This is a genomic window from Tabrizicola sp. (assembly GCF_030694085.1).
Lineage (GTDB): Bacteria > Pseudomonadota > Alphaproteobacteria > Rhodobacterales > Rhodobacteraceae > Tabrizicola.
Window position 1 is genome coordinate 102986 of the sequence record NZ_JAUXZE010000082.1, and the last position, 16739, is coordinate 119724.

Consider the following 16739-nt stretch of genomic DNA (forward strand, 5'->3'; position numbering starts at 1 on the left):
CAGTCCAAAGCGCGGCTGCGACTCTAGGTTAAGGACTTCCTGCTCTCGGCTCGCGCGAATCCGCTTTTCTTGCCGCCGGTTTCCGCCTATACGCCCGCATCCACCCGCAAGGTGGACCCTCCAAGGGCCCTGCTGGACGACATCCCGGCTTGCGCCATCACCTTAGCCAAGGAGACCCCGATGTCGATCACCGTCGAAGAAAAAGCCCGCCTGATCAAGGACTACGCGACCAAGGAACACGACACCGGCTCGCCGGAAGTTCAGGTTGCGATCCTGTCGTCGCGCATCGCCACCCTGACCGAGCACTTCAAGGGTCACAAGAAGGACAACCACTCGCGTCGTGGTCTTCTGATGATGGTTGCCAAGCGCCGCAAGCTCTTGGACTACCTCAAGAAGACGGACGAAGCGCGGTATACCTCGCTGATCGCCCGCCTCGGCCTGCGCCGCTAATCCCGGCACCAGCTTACGGAACGCCCGTGCCCGAAAGGCGCGGGCGTTTTGCGTTGCTCTTGGGCCTTCGTCCCACCATATAGACCCAAACGGAGCGCATCATGGCAGACGACAAGTTCCCAGGCTGGCACGGCACCACGATCCTCGCGGTCCGTCGCGGTGGTGAGGTGGTGGTCGCGGGCGACGGCCAGGTCTCGCTTGGCCAGACCGTGATCAAGGGCACCGCCCGCAAGGTCCGCCGCCTGTCGCCAGGCGGTCACGATGTTGTCTGCGGCTTTGCCGGATCGACGGCTGACGCCTTCACCCTGCTGGAACGGCTGGAGAAAAAGCTGGAATCCGCCCCGGGTCAGCTTGCCCGGGCCTGCGTCGACCTGGCGAAGGACTGGCGGATGGACAAGTATCTGCGCAACCTGGAAGCCATGCTGATCGTCACCGATGGCTCTGAACTTTTCGTCATCACTGGCGCCGGAGACGTGCTGGAACCAGAACATGACGTGGCCGCGATCGGATCGGGCGGAAACTTCGCCCTTGCCGCGGCACGGGGCCTGATGGCGACCGACCTTTCTGCGGAAGACATCGCGCGCAAGGCGATGGCGATTGCCGCCGACATCTGCGTCTACACGAACGGCAACCTCACGGTCGAGCGGATCAAGGGCTGACCGACAGCTCCAGGACGGCGTCCGTCGCCGCAAGCGCAGCGCCGATCTGTGTCAGCGGAACGCTCACCAACGCACCCTTCTCGTGCCGTGCCCCTTTGACGCCACTGCAGACCGCCTCGACTGTCCGAGCCTGAAGGTCGGGCGGCAGGATCGCCTCCAGACCGATGCGCTTTTCATTCGCATGCCGGTGCAGGCGGAGATGCTCGGTCTCGGGCCGCGCATGCAGGAAGATGCGCAGGTGCTTCTGGTCGTGCCGAAGATCCACCACCATGCCTCTCGGCAGCACCGGCCTCAGATCCTCGAACACCGCCAACCAGTGCGCCCGCGCCTGGGCCGCACGAAACACCTCATGCGGCTCCACTGGATGCACTTCGGCCAGCAGCACCTCTCCCGCATAGGGCCGCCCGCCCTGCGCAACCCAGGTCTCCTGGTGTCGTGACCAGTCGGGAAACAGCTGAAGAAGCGGCGTGCAGTTCCAGAACTTGTGCGCTCCGATGGCATGCACCACAACCGCCGCATCCGCCCCCTTCGCCCCGACCGGATGATTCAAAGCCATCGGCAGCACAGTGACCGGCATGGCCCGGCTCGCCGCCGCCAGATACCAGGGCAGCTCATCAATCTGCGAGCTCGGCGCGTGACCCGCCAGTCGCCTGGCAAAGCCGCGCAGCATCGTCGATGAGCCGCCAAGTTCCACAAACCGGCGCGACAGACCGATCACGCCGCCATTCAGCAACGGGACGGAAGGGTCCAGCTTCAGGTCGGCAAAGACCCCCAGCGCCTTTTCGCGCCGCTTGAACGCTCCGTCAGGCAGGCTGCGCCAGGCCAGGCAGTCGAAGTCCCACAGCCCATCCAACCGGCCCCGGACCAGGATATCGGCATCCAGCCACAGAACCTTGTCAAACTCCGCCAGCAGTTCGGGCAGGTCCAGCTTGGCCAGCACCAGGGCGCTATAGTGCTTCAGGAACCCCGCGACCTGCTCCGAAGCCGTGCCCAGCCGCGCCACTGCCGCCTCTGTGTCGAAAACCCGGAATCGACAGCCCGGCCATACCCGACCAAGCGCCTCCTGCTGGTCCATGTCCAGGCCATCGTGCAGGATCAGCACTGTCGCATCACACGCCGGGTCCTGCGCCCGGATCGATGCCAGAAGCGTCCCCGCCGCAAAGGCAAGGTCTGCCGTGATCCCCAGGACGATTGCCTTCGACGTCATAGGCCCTGCGCCAACGGCGCAAGGCACCGGTGACCAACCAATGTGATCAAGACTGGCCGTACTCTTTCTTGACCTGCATATAGGCCGTCAGCACCGCGTTCATCCGCGTCTGATACCCCGGCCCCTGCGCCTTGAAGAAGTCCAGCACTTCGGGATCCACGCGCAGCGAGATCAGTTTCTTCCGCGTCTGCTCCGGCAGCTCGGCGTCTGCCCAGCCCTCCGTCCTCAACGCCTCGACCTGGAGTTCCCGCACCTGCTCGGTCGGCGACAACACCAGCGGACCCGCCAAAGCGCGCTTCTCTGCGATACTCAGCCGCTTGGGAGCTTCGTCATCCATACACTCGTCCCTCTTCAACAACAGCGTTCAACACTGCCTCGTTTTCTTTGTTGTTCAAACGGTTGCACGCCACTGCGATATATACGAACCGTATATATGCAACGCCCGATTGTATATACCGACTGCCAAGTACAATTTACCTCACTTGGTTTGCGCCGACAAACCCCTTATCTCTCCCCCGACAGTTTCCCGCTTAGGATTGCCCGGAATGACCCCAGAAGACCTTCGCGCTGCCGTCGCTGCAGGCATCCTGACCGAGTCGCAGGCAGCCTCGGTTCAGGTTCTGGCCACTGACCGGGCCGGCAAGCGGGCCAGCCTGCCCCAGGAAGACGAACCCTTCGAATTCTTCCGCGGCTTCTCGGAGATCTTCATTTCCATCGGCCTGGTCATCCTGCTGATCGGAGCGACGGCGCTCCTCACCGCGTTCGGCGGCTTCGCACTTCTGACGCTGGTGCCGCTTGCAACCGCCGGCATCGCCTGGTGGTGGGCCGGCTACTTCACCCTCAAGCGCCGGATGACGCTGCCCTCGATGGTCCTTGCCAGCGCCTACGGGATCGGCATCGTCATCTTCACCTTCACCGTCCTGGCCCAGGCCAACCTGGGTGAGCGCACGATCGCCATCCTTGGCTTCACCGCCTCTGCCCTTGGCATGATCGCCTGGTATCGCCGGTTCCGCCTGCCCTTTTCGGCCTTCCTGACCGGCGCCTTCGCCCTGGGCGCGGTCTATGCCATCACCGCCTCGGCAGAAAACCTGATTGGTCTGGTCACGGGCGGCGACGATTTCAGCACCTTTTTCGACCTGACCGAAAGTCCGGCCTTTGCGACCGCCACGCTGCTCTTCGGCATGGCCGCCTTCCTGACTGGCATGTGGTTCGACACCCGTGACCCTTACCGCCTGGGTCGGCACGCTGCCACAGCCTTCTGGTGCCACCTTCTCGCCGCCCCCGCCCTGGTCAATACCGTTGCCCTCACCCTTCTGAACGGCGGCGGGACCGGGTTTCTTGCCGTGGCGCTGGTGTTCATCACCCTGCTTGCGCTGGTGATCGACCGTCGCAGCTTCCTCACCGCTGCCATCGTCTATATCGCCATCGTCATCACTTGGGTAATGGGCGACAACGGCGGCACCAGTTGGATCTTCACGCTACTGGTCCTCGGCGCCTTCATCACCGCCATCGGCACCTGGTGGGTGCAGCTGCGCGCCAGGGTGATGGAACTGCTTCCCGATTTCCCCGGCAAGTCCCGCCTGCCGCCCTATGGATCGACCGAATGACCGACCTCACTCCCCGCGAAATCGTCTCGGAACTTGACCGCTTCATCATCGGCCAGAAGGAAGCCAAGCGCGCCGTCGCCGTCGCCCTGCGCAACCGCTGGCGCCGCAAGCGCCTTGGCGACGATCTGCGGGATGAGGTCTATCCGAAGAACATCCTGATGATCGGCCCCACCGGCGTCGGCAAGACCGAGATCAGCCGCCGCCTCGCCAAACTGGCCCGCGCGCCCTTCCTCAAGGTCGAGGCGACAAAATTCACCGAAGTCGGCTACGTCGGTCGCGATGTGGACTCCATCGTGCGCGATCTTGTCGACGTCGCGATAAACGACACCCGCGCCGCGATGCGGGAGGAAGTCAAAGCCCGCGCCCACAAGGCCGCCGAGGACCGTGTCGTCGAAGCCCTTGCCGGAAAGGAGGCCCGCGAACAAACGCGCGAGATGTTCCGGGGCAAACTCAAGCGCGGCGAACTGGACGACACGATGATCGAAATCGACGTCGCCGATGCGGCTCCCGCCATGCCGCTTGGCTTCGGCATGCCCGGCATGGACACCCAGATGCAGGGCTTGCAGGACCTGTTCAAGGCCTTCGGTGGCCGCTCGACGCGCAAGCGCATGACCGTGCTGCAAAGCTATGACATCCTGATCGGACAAGAGGCAGACAAGCTTCTCGACGATGAAGCCGTCCGCGCCACAGCACTGGAGGCGGTGCAGGAAAACGGCATCGTCTTTTTGGACGAGATCGACAAGATCTGCGCCCGCAGTGACGCGCGCGGGGCCGACGTCTCCCGCGAAGGCGTGCAGCGCGACCTGTTGCCGCTGATCGAGGGCACGACGGTTTCGACCAAGCATGGTCCGGTGAAGACCGACCACATCCTCTTCATCGCCTCTGGCGCCTTCCACATCGCCAAGCCCTCGGACCTCTTGCCCGAACTGCAAGGCCGCCTGCCGATCCGCGTCGAGCTTTCGCCTCTCACCGAAGACGACTTCGTTCGCATCCTGACCGAAACCGATAACGCCCTGACGCGGCAATACACCGCCCTGATGGCGACCGAAGGGGTGACCGTCACTTTCACTCCCGACGGGATCGCGGCGCTTGCCCGCATCGCGGCGGACGTGAACCGCAGTGTCGAAAACATCGGCGCCCGCCGCCTCTACACCGTGATGGAGCGGGTGTTCGAGGAACTCAGCTTCCACGCCCCCGACCGCTCCGGCCAGTCGGTGACCGTCGACGCCGGTTTCGTCGAAACCAACCTCGGCGCCCTGTCCCGCTCTGCCGACATCTCGCGCTACGTGCTGTAACCGGCCCACCACTCTCCCGGATCGCGGCATCTCCGGCACCGGACCAGGTGGGTGGTGGATTGCGAAACCCGCACACCAACCGGGCTCTCCATCAAACTTCGGGTGTCCGACTGGTCCGGCACCTGACCGCTGGCGCTGACCCAACCGCCTGTCCCGCCTTGGCACAGGCAGCAACGATCGCAGACAGCCTTTCATCTTTGCCCAAATATCCCCGCCGGAGGCGCCCTTCGACGCAACCGGGTGCGCCAGCCACGATTGCACGCGCTGCAGCCGCAGGCCCTCGCCTCTCCCTTCGTGGTGCCGGACGGAGACGCCGGAAATCAAAATCCTAACATCCGGTAAACGGCTGCGACCAAGTGACTGAAAACAAAGGACATCCAAGCTTTGTCCACCGTGGACACCCCCCTTCCCCGACCCCCACCAAACCGATACTCTGCCCCGCAGCAGGGGGAAAAATGACCGAAGACACCGTCACGCCGATGATGGCGCAGTATCTGGACATCAAGGCCCAGAACCCTGGCGCGCTCCTCTTCTACCGGATGGGCGACTTCTACGAGATGTTCTTCGACGACGCCGCCAGCGCCAGCGCCGCCCTCGACATCGCCCTCACCAAGCGCGGCTTTCACCAGGGCGAACCCATCGCCATGTGCGGCGTCCCGGTCCACTCCGCCGAAGGCTACCTCCTCACCCTGATCCGCAAGGGCTTCCGCGTCGCCATCGCCGAACAGCTGGAAGACCCCGCCGAGGCCAAGAAACGCGGCTCCAAATCCGTCGTGAAGCGCGACGTCGTCCGCCTCGTCACCCCCGGCACGCTGACTGAGGATTCGCTCCTCGAAGCCCGCCGCCACAACTTCCTCGCCGCCTATTCGGAAGTCCGCGACCAGGCCGCCCTCGCCTGGGCCGACATCTCGACGGGTGAATTCCGGGTGATGCCCTCCTCGCTCACCCGCCTGTCCCCCGACCTCGCCCGCATCGCCCCGCGTGAGCTTCTCCTGTCCGAGGCCCGCGAAACCGAGATCACCGCGGCCCTTGACCCCGGCCTCGCCATCACCCCCCTCAGCCGCGGCAGCTTCGATTCCACCAACGCCGAAAAACGCCTCTGCGACCTCTTCCACGTCGCCTCCCTCGACGCTTTCGGCACCTTCGACCGCGCCGAAGTTTCGGCAATGGGCGCCCTCGTCGACTACCTCCACCTCACCCAGCGCGGAAAGATGCCGCTCCTGCGACCGCCGGTCCGCGAACCCGCAGGCGGCACGATGCAGATCGACGCCGCAACCCGCCGCAATCTGGAACTGACCCAAGCCCTGTCAGGAGGCCGCGAAGGCTCACTCCTTGCCGCCATCGACCGCACCGTCACAGCAGGCGGGGCGCGCCTCCTCGAGCGCCGCCTCTCCTCGCCCTCGCTCGACCTCCACATCATCCACGCACGCCAGGCCGCCCTCGACTACCTCCTCGAAGTCCCCAGCCTCCGCGACCAACTCCGGGAAGCCCTCCGTCGTGTCCCCGACATAGACCGCGCCCTCTCGCGCATGGCCCTCGACCGCGACGGCCCCCGCGACATGACCGCCATCCGCGCCGGTCTGGAACAATCCGGCCGCATCGCCCAACTCCTGACCGACGCCCCGCCCCTCCTGACCGAGGCGGCGCAAGCCCTTGTCGGCCATGACGCCCTCGTCCAACTCCTCACCCAAGCCCTCGTCGCAGAACCCCCGCTCCTCACCCGCGACGGCGGCTACATCGCCCCCGGCTACGACCCCGAGCTCGACGACACCCGGCGCCTACGCGACGAGGGCCGAGGCGTCATCGCCCGGATGCAAGCCGAGTACATCGAGGCTACCGGGGTCCAGAGCCTCAAGATCAAGCATAACAACGTGCTGGGCTACTTCATCGAAACCACCACCACCCACGAAGACCGCATGCGCGCCATGCCGGAGCTTTTCATCCACCGCCAGACCACCGCCGGACAGGTCCGCTTCACCACCCTCGCCCTCTCCGACCTCGAAACGCGCATCCTCAACTCTGCCAACCACGCCCTCGAAATCGAAAAGCGCCACTACACCGCCCTGAAAGCCGAAATCCTCGACCACTCCGCCCCCATCGCGCTGGCCGCCCGCGCCCTGGCCGAGATCGACGTCGCCGCCGCCTTCGCCGACCTTTCCGCCGAGGAAAACTGGTGCGCGCCCACGGTCGACGACAGCCGCGCCTTCCAGATCATCGGGGGGAGGCACCCGGTGGTGGAGCGCGCCCTTCGGCTACAGGGCCAGCCCTTCGTCGCCAACGACTGCGCCCTGACCGACAAGGACACACCCGCGATCTGGCTGCTGACCGGACCAAACATGGCCGGGAAATCCACCTTCCTTAGACAGAACGCCCTGATCGCCCTCCTCGCGCAGGCAGGCTCCCACGTCCCGGCCACCCAAGCCCGCATCGGCCTTGTCTCCCAGCTTTTCAGCCGGGTCGGGGCCTCCGATGACCTTGCGCGGGGCCGGTCAACCTTCATGGTCGAGATGGTCGAAACCGCCGCGATCCTGAACCAGGCAGACGACCGCGCGCTTGTGATCCTGGACGAGATCGGACGCGGCACCGCGACCTATGACGGCCTCTCCATCGCCTGGGCGACCCTCGAACATCTGCACGAGGTCAACCGCTCCCGCGCCCTCTTCGCCACGCATTACCACGAGATGACCGCCCTGGCTGGCAAGCTGCCGGGCGTGAAGAATGCCACCGTCACGGTGAAGGAATGGGAAGGCGACGTCATCTTCCTGCACGAGGTCCGCGAAGGTGCCGCCGACCGCAGCTATGGCGTGCAGGTCGCGCGTCTTGCGGGCCTGCCGCACACGGTCATCGAACGGGCCAAAGTCGTGCTTGAGGCGCTGGAGAAGGGCGAACGAGAGGGTGGCAAGCAGGCCACGCTGATCGACGACCTGCCGCTGTTCCGCGCCGCACCGCCTGCGCCCCCACCGCCGAAGCAGAAGACCTCAGCGGTGGAAGAGCGGCTGAAGGACATCCACCCGGACGAATTGACACCAATGGAGGCCCTGAAACTGATCTATGAAATCAAGGGGTTGTCGTAGGGTGCGCTACAGCGCACCGTCGGTTGGTGCGCTGTAGCGCACCCTACGATCTTACCCTGCCGTGTTCGAAGACACCCCGACCTGCGCCGGGCGCAGCAGGCGGTCGAACAGCATGAAGCCTTCGGTCGCCACCTGGATGATCTGACCGGCCTTCGTCCCCGGCAGCGGAGCTTCGAACATCGCCTGATGCAACTGCGGGTCGAACTGGTCGCCCACGGCAGGCGAGATCATCGTGATCCCGTGCTTGGTCATCACATTGGTCAGCTCGCGCAACGTAAGCTCGACCCCTTCGATAAGCGCCGCCGAAGTTGCCCGGCTTTCCTCGGGGATCGCCTGGATCGCCCGGTTCAGGTTGTCGTAGACCGGCAGCAGGTCGCGTGCCAGACGCGTCCCGCCGTACATCTCGGCCTCTTTCCGGTCCCGCTCGGCCCGCTTGCGCGAGTTTTCGGCGTCGGCCAGCACCCGCATGAACTTGTCCCGCAGCTCGTCGCGTTCAGCCCTCAGGGCCTCAAGCTCACCAGCGTCCTGGGCTTCAAACTCTTCTACGTCCACCTGCGGAGAGGCGGTTTCTTCCTGCGACATTCGCAACGTCCTTCTTCAGCCCTTGCCGCGGTCACTGACCAGGCGGCCCACCAGCTGGGCGGTGTAGTCGACGATCGGAACGATGCGGCCATAGTTCAGCCTGGTCGGTCCGATGACGCCCACCGCGCCGATGATCTTTCGATCAGCGTTCATATAGGGAGAAACCACCAGACTTGAACCGGAAAGTGAGAAAAGCTTGTTCTCTGAACCGATAAAAATGCGCACGCCTTCGCCCGCCTCGGTAAGGTTCAGGAATTCGGCGATGTCGCGCTTGCGTTCAAGATCATCGAACAGGACGCGGATTCGGTCGATCTCGGACTGATCCGCCGCTTCGCCGATCAGATTGGACCTGCCGCGCACGATCAACCGCTCCGAAGGCTCGCCCGCGTTCTCCCACAGGGCAAAGCCGCTTTCCACCATCTCGCGCGCCAGCGAATCGATCTCTTGTCGCCGTTTGCCGATTTCCGACACGATGTTCGCCCGCAGTTCGGACAGGGTCCGTCCCTCGGCCAGCACATTCAGGAAATTCGCCGCCTCGCGCATCGACGAGGGCGTCTGCCCCGGCGGCGGCACGAAAACCCGGTTCTCCACCTGACCATCTGCAAAGACCAGCACCACCAGCGCCCGGTCGGCGGCCAGGCTGACAAACTCGATATGCCGGATCGCCGCTTCACGCTTCGGGGCCAGAACCACGCTTGCGCCGCGCGTAATCACCGACAGCGCCGCGCCGACTTCGTCCAGCAACGAGGTCACATCCTGGTCGTTAACCCCCAGCGTGGCGTCGATCTTTTCCTGATCCTCGGGGGCGACCTGGCCCACTTCCAGAAGACTGTCGACGAACATCCGCAGCCCCATCTGGGTCGGAACTCGCCCGGCCGAGATGTGCGGGCTGTCCAGCAGCCCCAGATACTCCAGGTCCTGCATGACATTCCGAACCGTCGCGGCCGAGACCTTTTCGGACAACGACCGCGTCAGGGTGCGGGACCCCACGGGTTCGCCAGAGGTGAGATAGCCTTCGACCACGCGGCGGAAGACCTCACGTGTCCGATCGTTCATGTCGCTGAGGATTGGTTGCGGCGTTGTCATCGGTTCAGCAATCGGCCTTGCATCCGGTGCCCGTGGTTGCATATGTGGCCGCATTCCAGCGAAAGGTCCAGCAATGCGCCCGTCAGGCAGAAAATTAAGCGATCTACGGGCGGTTTCAATCGAAACCAACGTGATGCGGCACGCCGAAGGCTCTTGCCTGATCAAGATGGGCGACACGCATGTCCTTTGCTCCGCCACGATCGAGGACAAGGCACCCCCGTTCCTGAAGAACACCGGCCAGGGTTGGGTGACTGCGGAATACGGGATGCTGCCCCGCGCCACGAACTCCCGGACGCGCCGGGAAGCGGCGGCGGGCAAGCAATCGGGCCGGACGCAGGAAATTCAACGCCTTATCGGCAGGTCCCTGCGCGCGGGCGTGGACCGTCAGGCCATGGGTGAACGGCAGATCGTCGTCGATTGCGACGTGATCCAGGCCGACGGCGGCACCCGCTGCGCCTCGATCACCGGCGGTTGGGTTGCGCTGCGTCTGGCGGTGAACAAGCTTTTGACCTCGGGCGTGATCGTGTCGGATCCGATGCTGGATCACGTTTCCGCTGTGTCCTGCGGCATCTACGCCGGCCAACCCTTGCTTGACCTCGACTACCCCGAGGATTCCGCAGCCGGGACCGACGGCAACTTTGTCATGACCGGCGCCGGCAAGCTGATCGAGGTGCAGATGTCCGCCGAAGGGTCAGCCTTCAGCCAGGACGAACTTCTGCAACTCCTCGACCTCGCCCGTGCGGGCAACGCGGCGCTGGTTTCGGCACAGCGGGCCGCCCTGGGTCTGTGATGCTGAAGCGCGGGGATCGCCTTTTGGTCGCCACGCACAACCGTGGCAAGCTGGAAGAGATCGCCGATCTTCTGGCCCCTTTCGATGTAACCGTCGTCGGGGCTGGGGACCTAGGCCTGCCCGAACCCGAAGAGACAGAGACCACTTTCGTTGGCAACGCGCGCCTCAAGGCCCACGCCGCCGCAAGGGCCTCCGGTCTGGTCGCGCTGGCCGACGATTCCGGCCTCGCTGTCGATGCGCTGAATGGCGCGCCGGGTGTCTTCACCGCCGATTGGGCCACCACCTCGAAAGGCCGCGACTTCGCCGTGGGAATGACCCGCGTCTGGCGCGAGCTTGAGGCCATCCACGCCCCCGAACCCCGCACCGCCCAATTCTGCTGCACGCTCGTCCTTGCCCACCCGGACAGCCAAGACCTTGTCTTTGAAGGAAAATCCCCCGGCCGCCTCGTCTGGCCGGGTCGCGGCGAACAGGGCCACGGCTTTGACCCCATCTTCATGCCCGACGGCTATACCCAGACCTTCGGCGAGATGGACCGCTGGGAGAAAAACCGCCTCTCCCACCGCGCCGATGCTTTCCAGAAGCTTGTCACGGCCCTGTTTCCCTGATGGCTGCCCCGGCTTATGAAGATTGGCGCCACGCCGGATTTGGCCTGTATATACACTGGCCCTTCTGCCAGTCGAAATGCCCCTACTGCGACTTCAACAGCCACGTTTCGGCACGGATCGATCAATCCCGCTGGCTTCAGGCGTTCGAAGCCGAAATCGACCGTATCGGCGCCCTGACCGAAGGCCGCATCCTGAACACCGTCTTCTTCGGCGGCGGCACCCCGTCCCTGATGGAAGCCGCCACCTTGCAAGGCATCCTCGACCGCACCCGCGCGACCTGGACCCTCGCGAACGACATCGAGATCACCCTGGAAGCCAACCCAGGCAGCGTCGAGGCCGCCCGCTTCGAAGGATACGCCAAAGCCGGGGTGAACCGGGTTTCCCTTGGAATCCAGTCCCTTGACCCCGAAGACCTCCGCCGCCTCGGCCGGATGCACACGGTTGATGAGGCAGCTAGTGCCATCGCCATCGCTCAGTCCGCCTTCGACCGAGTCTCGATCGACCTGATCTATGCCCGCCAGAACCAGACGCTTCCGGCCTGGCGCGACGAACTCCTCCGCGCGCTGGACTTCGGCACCTCACACCTCTCGCTTTACCAGCTGACCATCGAGGACGGGACGGTCTTCGGCCAGATGCATGCCAAGAACCTCCTCAAGGGCCTGCCGGAAGAGGACCTCTCCGCCGACATGTTCGAACTGACGCAAGAGATCACCCGCAACGCCGGTCTCCCCGCCTACGAGGTGTCGAATCACGCCCGCCCCGGCGACGAATCACGCCACAACCTGATCTACTGGCGGATGGGCGACTATGTGGGAATCGGCCCCGGCGCTCACGGCCGCCTGACCCTCGAATCAGCCCGGTTCGCGACCGAGGCGGAACGCCAGCCGACCCCCTGGCTCAACCGAACCCTGTCCCTGCCCGGAAGTGCCGAGGCGACGGACCGGCTGTCGGCCGAGGATCGCGCCTCGGAATACCTGATGTTCGCGCTGCGCCTGAAAGAGGGTGCTTCCCTCAGCCGCTTCGCCGCATTGGCCGGTGCGCCGCTGTCAGCCGCAGCGCTGTCCGAGGTGACTGCCCTGGGCTTCCTTCACCAGGACGGCGACCGCATCCACACGACCGAAACCGGCGTCATGATGCTGAACGGCATCCTGCGGGCGCTGCTGGCGGGTCGGCAAAGCGCTGGCTGATCAATCTTCATCTGGTAGCTGCGACAGAATCCGACACAACCTGTCGAGATCCTCAAGCGAAGCGTAGCGGATCGTCAGCTCTCCACTTTCGCTGCCGGTAGAATGGTCGATCCGCACCGGCAGCTTCAGGTTAGCCGCCAGATCCGCCTCCAACGCCCGGGTATCCGCATCCTTTTCGGGCACATTCCGGGCCTTCGACGTCAAGGGCTTCGCGCTTTCCTGCACCTTCACCAGGCGTTCGGTTTCCCGAACCGACAGCCCCTTGGCAACGATCTGCGCTGCCAGTTCAGCCGCTTTCGCGCTACCGATCAGCGCCCGAGCGTGACCGGCCGACAGCGCCCCGTCGCGCACCATGTCCTGCACGTCTGTCGGCAACGTCAGCAACCGCAGCAAGTTCGCCACGTGGCTGCGGCTCCGGCTCAGTGCTTCGGCCAGTTTCTCTTGCGTGTGCCCGAATCGAGTCATCAACTGCCGGAAGCCCAGCGCCTCTTCGATCGCGTTCAAGTCGGCTCGTTGTATGTTCTCGATGATCGCAACTTCGAGGACCTCGGTATCGTTAAGGTCCCGCACGACAACAGGAACTTCGTGCAGTTGCGCCAACTGCGCGGCCCGCCACCGCCGCTCACCGGCAACGATCTCGTACACGTCGCGGCCCGGCTTCCGCCGCACGATAAGGGGCTGAATCACCCCCTTCTGCCGAATCGAATCGGCCAGGCTATCCAGGTCTTCCTTGCGGAAATCCATGCGGGGCTGCTGGGGGTTCGGCTCCAGTTTGTCGACCGGCACGTGCAGTTCTGCTTTTCGCGCCATAGCCATCTGCTCGGGGCCCGCCAGATGCACATCGGCCATCAGGGCCGATAGACCACGGCCAAGACCGCGCTTCTCGTTCTTGCTGGACATGCTCAGGCCTCTGAAACTTCTGGAGTTTTACGGCGGTCGGCGATTTCCTTCGCCAGGGCTCGATAGGCCTCGGCTCCTTTGGAGCCGGTATCATAGGTCAGCACGGGCAGTGCATAGGAAGGCGCTTCGCTGATTCGCACGTTCCGGGGAATCGTCGTCCTCATCACCAGGTCGCCCATATTCGCGCGGGCGTCGGCTTCAACCTGCGCCGTCAACCTGTTGCGGCGATCATGCATGGTCAACACAATACCTTCGATCCGCAGGTCCGGGTTTGCTGATCGCCGCACATCGCGAATCGTCAGCATCAGCTGCGAAAGGCCTTCCAGCGCAAAGAACTCGCACTGCAGGGGCACAAGCACGGAATGGGCAGCAACAAGCGCATTCACTGTCAGCAGGCTTAAGGCTGGCGGGCAGTCGATCAGGATGTAGTCGAAGCCGTATCCGTCCATTTCTGGCCGACGAAGCGCATCATGCAGCAAGTAGCTGCGCTTTTCGTTGGAAACGATGTCCAGGTCCGCCGAAGACAGATCTGCATTCGCTGGAATGATCATGATCTCTGGAATGTTGGTTTCCATAACAACATCCAGTAGATCGACACCATCGACGATCAAGTCATAGCTTGTCTTCTTGCGCGCATCCGGCCGCACACCAAGCCCGGTCGAAGAGTTTCCCTGCGGATCAATGTCCACCAACAGGACCTTCTTGCCCAGCTCGGCAAGTCCGGCAGCCAGGTTGATCGCGGTCGTCGTCTTGCCAACGCCGCCCTTCTGGTTGGCCAATGCAAGGATATGGGGGTGGTCAGACATGGCGGTGAATATTCCTGATCACAAGAAGTGCGGCTTCGCCTTCGGACAAGCTTGGCTGCGTGTCAACTTCAAAGTCCCAGGCCTTGCGAGCTTGAGAGATCTCGTCCTGATATCGTGCGCCTTTAGGGAAGATCGCGACGCCGGCGCGGCATAAGTGCAGTTTGGCAAAGCCAAGAAGCTCGGACAGAGGAGCGAGCGCACGCGCGGACAGAACGTCGACATCCAAAGGCTTTAGCGATTCGATTCGTTCGCTTCTGACAGTCACGTCCAAAGCTAGGGCTTGTGCAGCCTGTCGAAGGAAAGTGGCTTTTCGCAGGTCTGATTCGACAAGCGTTACGTGAAGCTTTGGCTGTAGCTCTTTAGCAAGCACAGCCACAACAAGCCCCGGGAAGCCGCCACCCGATCCAAGGTCCGCCCAGGATGTGGCGTCGTGTGGACAAAGTGCGAATACTTGTGCAGAATCTGCGATGTGCCTATCCCACAGCTCCGGCAGAGACTTCTTGCTGACGAGATTTATCGCTGGATTCCAGCGCAGCACAAGCGCTTCGTACGCCCGCAGAGCCTCGAATGTTTCACGTGAAACATTGACTCCGGCCACAGCAAAATCAGTCGAAGCCGTCATCCTGCAAGCTTTTCGCCGGGCTTGCGCAAATGCGCAAGGATCAGAAGCAGCGCTGCTGGAGTAACGCCCTCTATGCGCGATGCCTGCAGGATTGTGTCCGGTGCGACACGCGTAAGCTTTTGCTTCAGCTCGTTGGAGAGGCCTGAAATGCGGCTGTAGTCGAAGCCGTCGGGAATACGTTGTGTCTCCTGGCGCCGCAAGTCAGCGACTTCCCTCGCCTGCCGATCGGCATACTGATTATAGGTAGAGTCAATCTGTAGCAGTTCAAGAACCTCTCGGCCCAACATATTGTAGACGGGAAACGCCTTCACAATGCCATCGACCTCCACTCCGGGAAGCGACAGAACGTCATAGGCTGTCCGCTTTCCCCCGTCCCTGCTCACTGCAATTCCCGCCTCGTTCAGAGCCTTGGGTCCCATCGTCACACCGGACAGCATGTCCCGTCCCGTTTCCAGGGCTTCCAGTTTCTTCAGAAACGCATCGCGCCGCGCCGCAGAGACACACTCGAGGTCCAGCCCGATTGGCGTGAGCCGCCGGTCTGCGTTGTCCGCGCGGACTGTCAGCCGGAACTCGGCGCGAGAGGTGAACATCCGATAGGGCTCCGTCACACCACGCGACGTCAGGTCATCGATCATCACGCCAATGTAGCTGTCGGTCCGACTGAACTCGACCGGCTCCCGACCGCTAGATGCAGCGGCAGCGTTCAGCCCGGCTACAATCCCTTGCGCTCCCGCTTCCTCATACCCCGTTGTTCCGTTGATCTGGCCGGCGAAGTAAAGCCCCTGTACGGCCCGGGTTTCCAGCGTCCTGTGCAATCCGCGCGGGTCGAAGTAGTCATACTCGATCGCATAGCCTGGCTGCAGGATTACCGTCTCCTCCAGCCCCGGGATCGTTCGGATATAGGCGTGCTGGACCTCTTCGGGCAGCGAGGACGAAAGCCCGTTCGGATAGACCGTATGATCGTCCAGCCCCTCCGGCTCCAGGAACACCTGATGCGAGGTCTTGTCGGCAAAGCGCACGACTTTGTCCTCGATGGATGGGCAATAACGCGGGCCAACACCCTCGATATGCCCCCCATACATGGCAGATCGACCCAGGTTGTCTCGCACGATCTGGTGTGTCGCCTCGGAAGTATGTGTGATTCCGCACGAAATCTGACGTGCTTCCGGGACCCGGTTCAGGAACGAGAAAACCGACGGCACCTCATCCCCGGGCTGGCTTTCCAGCTGCGCCCAATCGATCGTCCGCCCATCCAGCCGCGGCGGTGTGCCCGTCTTCAGCCGCCCCACCGGAAGCGCCAACTCGGCAAGTTGCGAGGCCAGCAGACGCGAAGGCGAATCGCCCATCCGACCCCCCGACATCCGCCGGTCGCCGATGTGGATGACGCCGTTCAGGAAAGTTCCCGCTGTCAGCACCACTCGACCCGAGGCCAGATCCACCCCCGAGGCCAGAACGACCCCGGCCACAGCACCGCCGCTTAGCCGCAACCCGGCGACTTCGCCCTCGATGACGTCCAGGCCCGGCGTCGCCAGCAGTTCCGCCCGCATCGCTTCACGATACAAACGCCGGTCAATCTGGGCCCGCGGTCCCTGCACGGCCGGTCCCTTCCGGCGGTTCAACAGGCGAAACTGGATACCCGCGCGGTCCGCCATCCGGCCCATCAAGCCGTCCAGCGCATCGATCTCGCGCACAAGGTGACCCTTGCCCAGGCCACCAATCGCCGGATTGCAGGACATCGCGCCCAGTGTTTCCACGCGCAGGGTCACCAGCGCAACCGACACACCCATCCGGGCCGCTGCCGCTGCCGCCTCGGCGCCCGCATGGCCGCCGCCGATCACGATGACATCGTAGTGTTTCACGTGGAACATC

16 protein-coding genes are annotated in these 16739 nt (G+C 63.7%); 8 read left to right on the forward strand and 8 right to left on the reverse strand.

Annotation, left to right across the window (positions count from 1 at the left end; all coding sequences use genetic code 11):
* Nucleotides 1-180 precede the first annotated feature (180 nt).
* Both rpsO and hslV read left to right on the forward strand, forming a co-directional pair.
* Nucleotides 181-450, forward strand: a complete 270-nt coding sequence (gene rpsO / locus Q8M85_RS19130; protein WP_305547539.1) for a 30S ribosomal protein S15 — start codon at nt 181-183, stop codon at nt 448-450.
* 101 nt (nt 451-551) lie between these two features.
* Nucleotides 552-1109, forward strand: a complete 558-nt coding sequence (hslV, locus tag Q8M85_RS19135; RefSeq protein WP_305547541.1) for an ATP-dependent protease subunit HslV — start codon at nt 552-554, stop codon at nt 1107-1109.
* On the opposite strand, the gene Q8M85_RS19140 is transcribed toward hslV, so the two are convergent.
* Nucleotides 1099-2316, reverse strand: coding sequence for a glycosyltransferase (locus tag Q8M85_RS19140; protein WP_305547543.1), 1218 nt, complete (start codon nt 2314-2316; stop codon nt 1099-1101). The genes hslV and Q8M85_RS19140 overlap by 11 nt on opposite strands.
* A gap of 46 nt (nt 2317-2362) precedes the next feature.
* Nucleotides 2363-2653 carry a BrnA antitoxin family protein gene (locus Q8M85_RS19145; RefSeq protein WP_305547545.1) on the reverse strand — a complete coding sequence of 97 codons (291 nt, stop codon included), beginning with the start codon at nt 2651-2653 and terminating at the stop codon, nt 2363-2365.
* Between the two features lie 208 nt (nt 2654-2861).
* Between Q8M85_RS19145 and Q8M85_RS19150 the strand changes: the two genes are divergently transcribed.
* From Q8M85_RS19150 to mutS, 3 genes are all read left to right on the forward strand, one after another.
* Nucleotides 2862-3923, forward strand: coding sequence for a hypothetical protein (locus tag Q8M85_RS19150; RefSeq protein ID WP_305547547.1), 1062 nt, complete (start codon nt 2862-2864; stop codon nt 3921-3923).
* Nucleotides 3920-5218: an ATP-dependent protease ATPase subunit HslU gene (hslU, locus tag Q8M85_RS19155; protein ID WP_305547549.1), complete on the forward strand. Its 1299-nt coding sequence runs from the start codon at nt 3920-3922 to the stop codon at nt 5216-5218. The genes Q8M85_RS19150 and hslU overlap by 4 nt, the downstream gene beginning before the upstream one ends.
* 455 nt (nt 5219-5673) lie before the next feature.
* Complete coding sequence (gene mutS, locus Q8M85_RS19160; RefSeq protein ID WP_305547551.1) at nt 5674-8292, forward strand: DNA mismatch repair protein MutS; 2619 nt, start codon at nt 5674-5676, stop codon at nt 8290-8292.
* A gap of 51 nt (nt 8293-8343) precedes the next feature.
* Here the strand turns inward: mutS and Q8M85_RS19165 are convergent, their stop codons facing one another.
* Together Q8M85_RS19165 and hrcA are read right to left on the reverse strand one after the other, a co-directional pair.
* The gene (locus Q8M85_RS19165) at nt 8344-8874 is read right to left on the reverse strand and encodes a nucleotide exchange factor GrpE (RefSeq protein WP_305547553.1); all 531 of its coding nucleotides are present in this window, start codon (nt 8872-8874) and stop codon (nt 8344-8346) included.
* 15 nt (nt 8875-8889) lie between these two features.
* Complete coding sequence (hrcA, locus tag Q8M85_RS19170; protein WP_305547555.1) at nt 8890-9960, reverse strand: heat-inducible transcriptional repressor HrcA; 1071 nt, start codon at nt 9958-9960, stop codon at nt 8890-8892.
* A gap of 73 nt (nt 9961-10033) precedes the next feature.
* Between hrcA and rph the strand changes: the two genes are divergently transcribed.
* The 3 genes from rph to hemW are packed head-to-tail and all read left to right on the forward strand — an operon-like array spanning nt 10034 to nt 12542.
* Complete coding sequence (gene rph / locus Q8M85_RS19175; protein WP_305547557.1) at nt 10034-10750, forward strand: ribonuclease PH; 717 nt, start codon at nt 10034-10036, stop codon at nt 10748-10750.
* Nucleotides 10750-11355 carry an RdgB/HAM1 family non-canonical purine NTP pyrophosphatase gene (gene rdgB, locus Q8M85_RS19180; protein WP_305547559.1) on the forward strand — a complete coding sequence of 202 codons (606 nt, stop codon included), beginning with the start codon at nt 10750-10752 and terminating at the stop codon, nt 11353-11355. The genes rph and rdgB overlap by 1 nt, the downstream gene beginning before the upstream one ends.
* On the forward strand, nt 11355-12542 hold the full coding sequence (gene hemW / locus Q8M85_RS19185) for a radical SAM family heme chaperone HemW (protein WP_305547561.1): 1188 nt from the start codon (nt 11355-11357) through the stop codon (nt 12540-12542). The genes rdgB and hemW overlap by 1 nt, the downstream gene beginning before the upstream one ends.
* On the opposite strand, the gene Q8M85_RS19190 is transcribed toward hemW, so the two are convergent.
* From Q8M85_RS19190 to mnmG, 4 genes are read right to left on the reverse strand one after another with little or no spacing between them, the layout of a single operon-like run.
* Nucleotides 12543-13442: a ParB/RepB/Spo0J family partition protein gene (locus Q8M85_RS19190; RefSeq protein WP_305547563.1), complete on the reverse strand. Its 900-nt coding sequence runs from the start codon at nt 13440-13442 to the stop codon at nt 12543-12545.
* A 2-nt stretch (nt 13443-13444) separates the two neighbouring features.
* Entirely contained in the window at nt 13445-14248 is an 804-nt protein-coding gene (locus tag Q8M85_RS19195; protein ID WP_305547565.1) for a ParA family protein, read from the reverse strand.
* On the reverse strand, nt 14241-14870 hold the full coding sequence (gene rsmG, locus Q8M85_RS19200) for a 16S rRNA (guanine(527)-N(7))-methyltransferase RsmG (RefSeq protein WP_305547567.1): 630 nt from the start codon (nt 14868-14870) through the stop codon (nt 14241-14243). Before rsmG ends, Q8M85_RS19195 begins: the two co-directional genes overlap by 8 nt.
* Nucleotides 14867-16729: a tRNA uridine-5-carboxymethylaminomethyl(34) synthesis enzyme MnmG gene (gene mnmG, locus Q8M85_RS19205; protein WP_305547569.1), complete on the reverse strand. Its 1863-nt coding sequence runs from the start codon at nt 16727-16729 to the stop codon at nt 14867-14869. Before mnmG ends, rsmG begins: the two co-directional genes overlap by 4 nt.
* Nucleotides 16730-16739: the final 10 nt, after the last annotated feature.

Bases quoted from the DNA above. Each gene is read 5' to 3' on its own strand.
- rpsO (WP_305547539.1), top strand. From the start codon at position 181: ATGTCGATCACCGTCGAAGAAAAAGCCCGCCTGATCAAGGACTACGCG.
- hslV (WP_305547541.1), top strand. From the start codon at position 552: ATGGCAGACGACAAGTTCCCAGGCTGGCACGGCACCACGATCCTCGCG.
- Q8M85_RS19140 (WP_305547543.1), bottom strand. From the start codon at position 2,316: ATGACGTCGAAGGCAATCGTCCTGGGGATCACGGCAGACCTTGCCTTT.
- Q8M85_RS19145 (WP_305547545.1), bottom strand. From the start codon at position 2,653: ATGGATGACGAAGCTCCCAAGCGGCTGAGTATCGCAGAGAAGCGCGCT.
- Q8M85_RS19150 (WP_305547547.1), top strand. From the start codon at position 2,862: ATGACCCCAGAAGACCTTCGCGCTGCCGTCGCTGCAGGCATCCTGACC.
- hslU (WP_305547549.1), top strand. From the start codon at position 3,920: ATGACCGACCTCACTCCCCGCGAAATCGTCTCGGAACTTGACCGCTTC.
- mutS (WP_305547551.1), top strand. From the start codon at position 5,674: ATGACCGAAGACACCGTCACGCCGATGATGGCGCAGTATCTGGACATC.
- Q8M85_RS19165 (WP_305547553.1), bottom strand. From the start codon at position 8,874: ATGTCGCAGGAAGAAACCGCCTCTCCGCAGGTGGACGTAGAAGAGTTT.
- hrcA (WP_305547555.1), bottom strand. From the start codon at position 9,960: ATGACAACGCCGCAACCAATCCTCAGCGACATGAACGATCGGACACGT.
- rph (WP_305547557.1), top strand. From the start codon at position 10,034: ATGCGCCCGTCAGGCAGAAAATTAAGCGATCTACGGGCGGTTTCAATC.
- rdgB (WP_305547559.1), top strand. From the start codon at position 10,750: ATGCTGAAGCGCGGGGATCGCCTTTTGGTCGCCACGCACAACCGTGGC.
- hemW (WP_305547561.1), top strand. From the start codon at position 11,355: ATGGCTGCCCCGGCTTATGAAGATTGGCGCCACGCCGGATTTGGCCTG.
- Q8M85_RS19190 (WP_305547563.1), bottom strand. From the start codon at position 13,442: ATGTCCAGCAAGAACGAGAAGCGCGGTCTTGGCCGTGGTCTATCGGCC.
- Q8M85_RS19195 (WP_305547565.1), bottom strand. From the start codon at position 14,248: ATGTCTGACCACCCCCATATCCTTGCATTGGCCAACCAGAAGGGCGGC.
- rsmG (WP_305547567.1), bottom strand. From the start codon at position 14,870: ATGACGGCTTCGACTGATTTTGCTGTGGCCGGAGTCAATGTTTCACGT.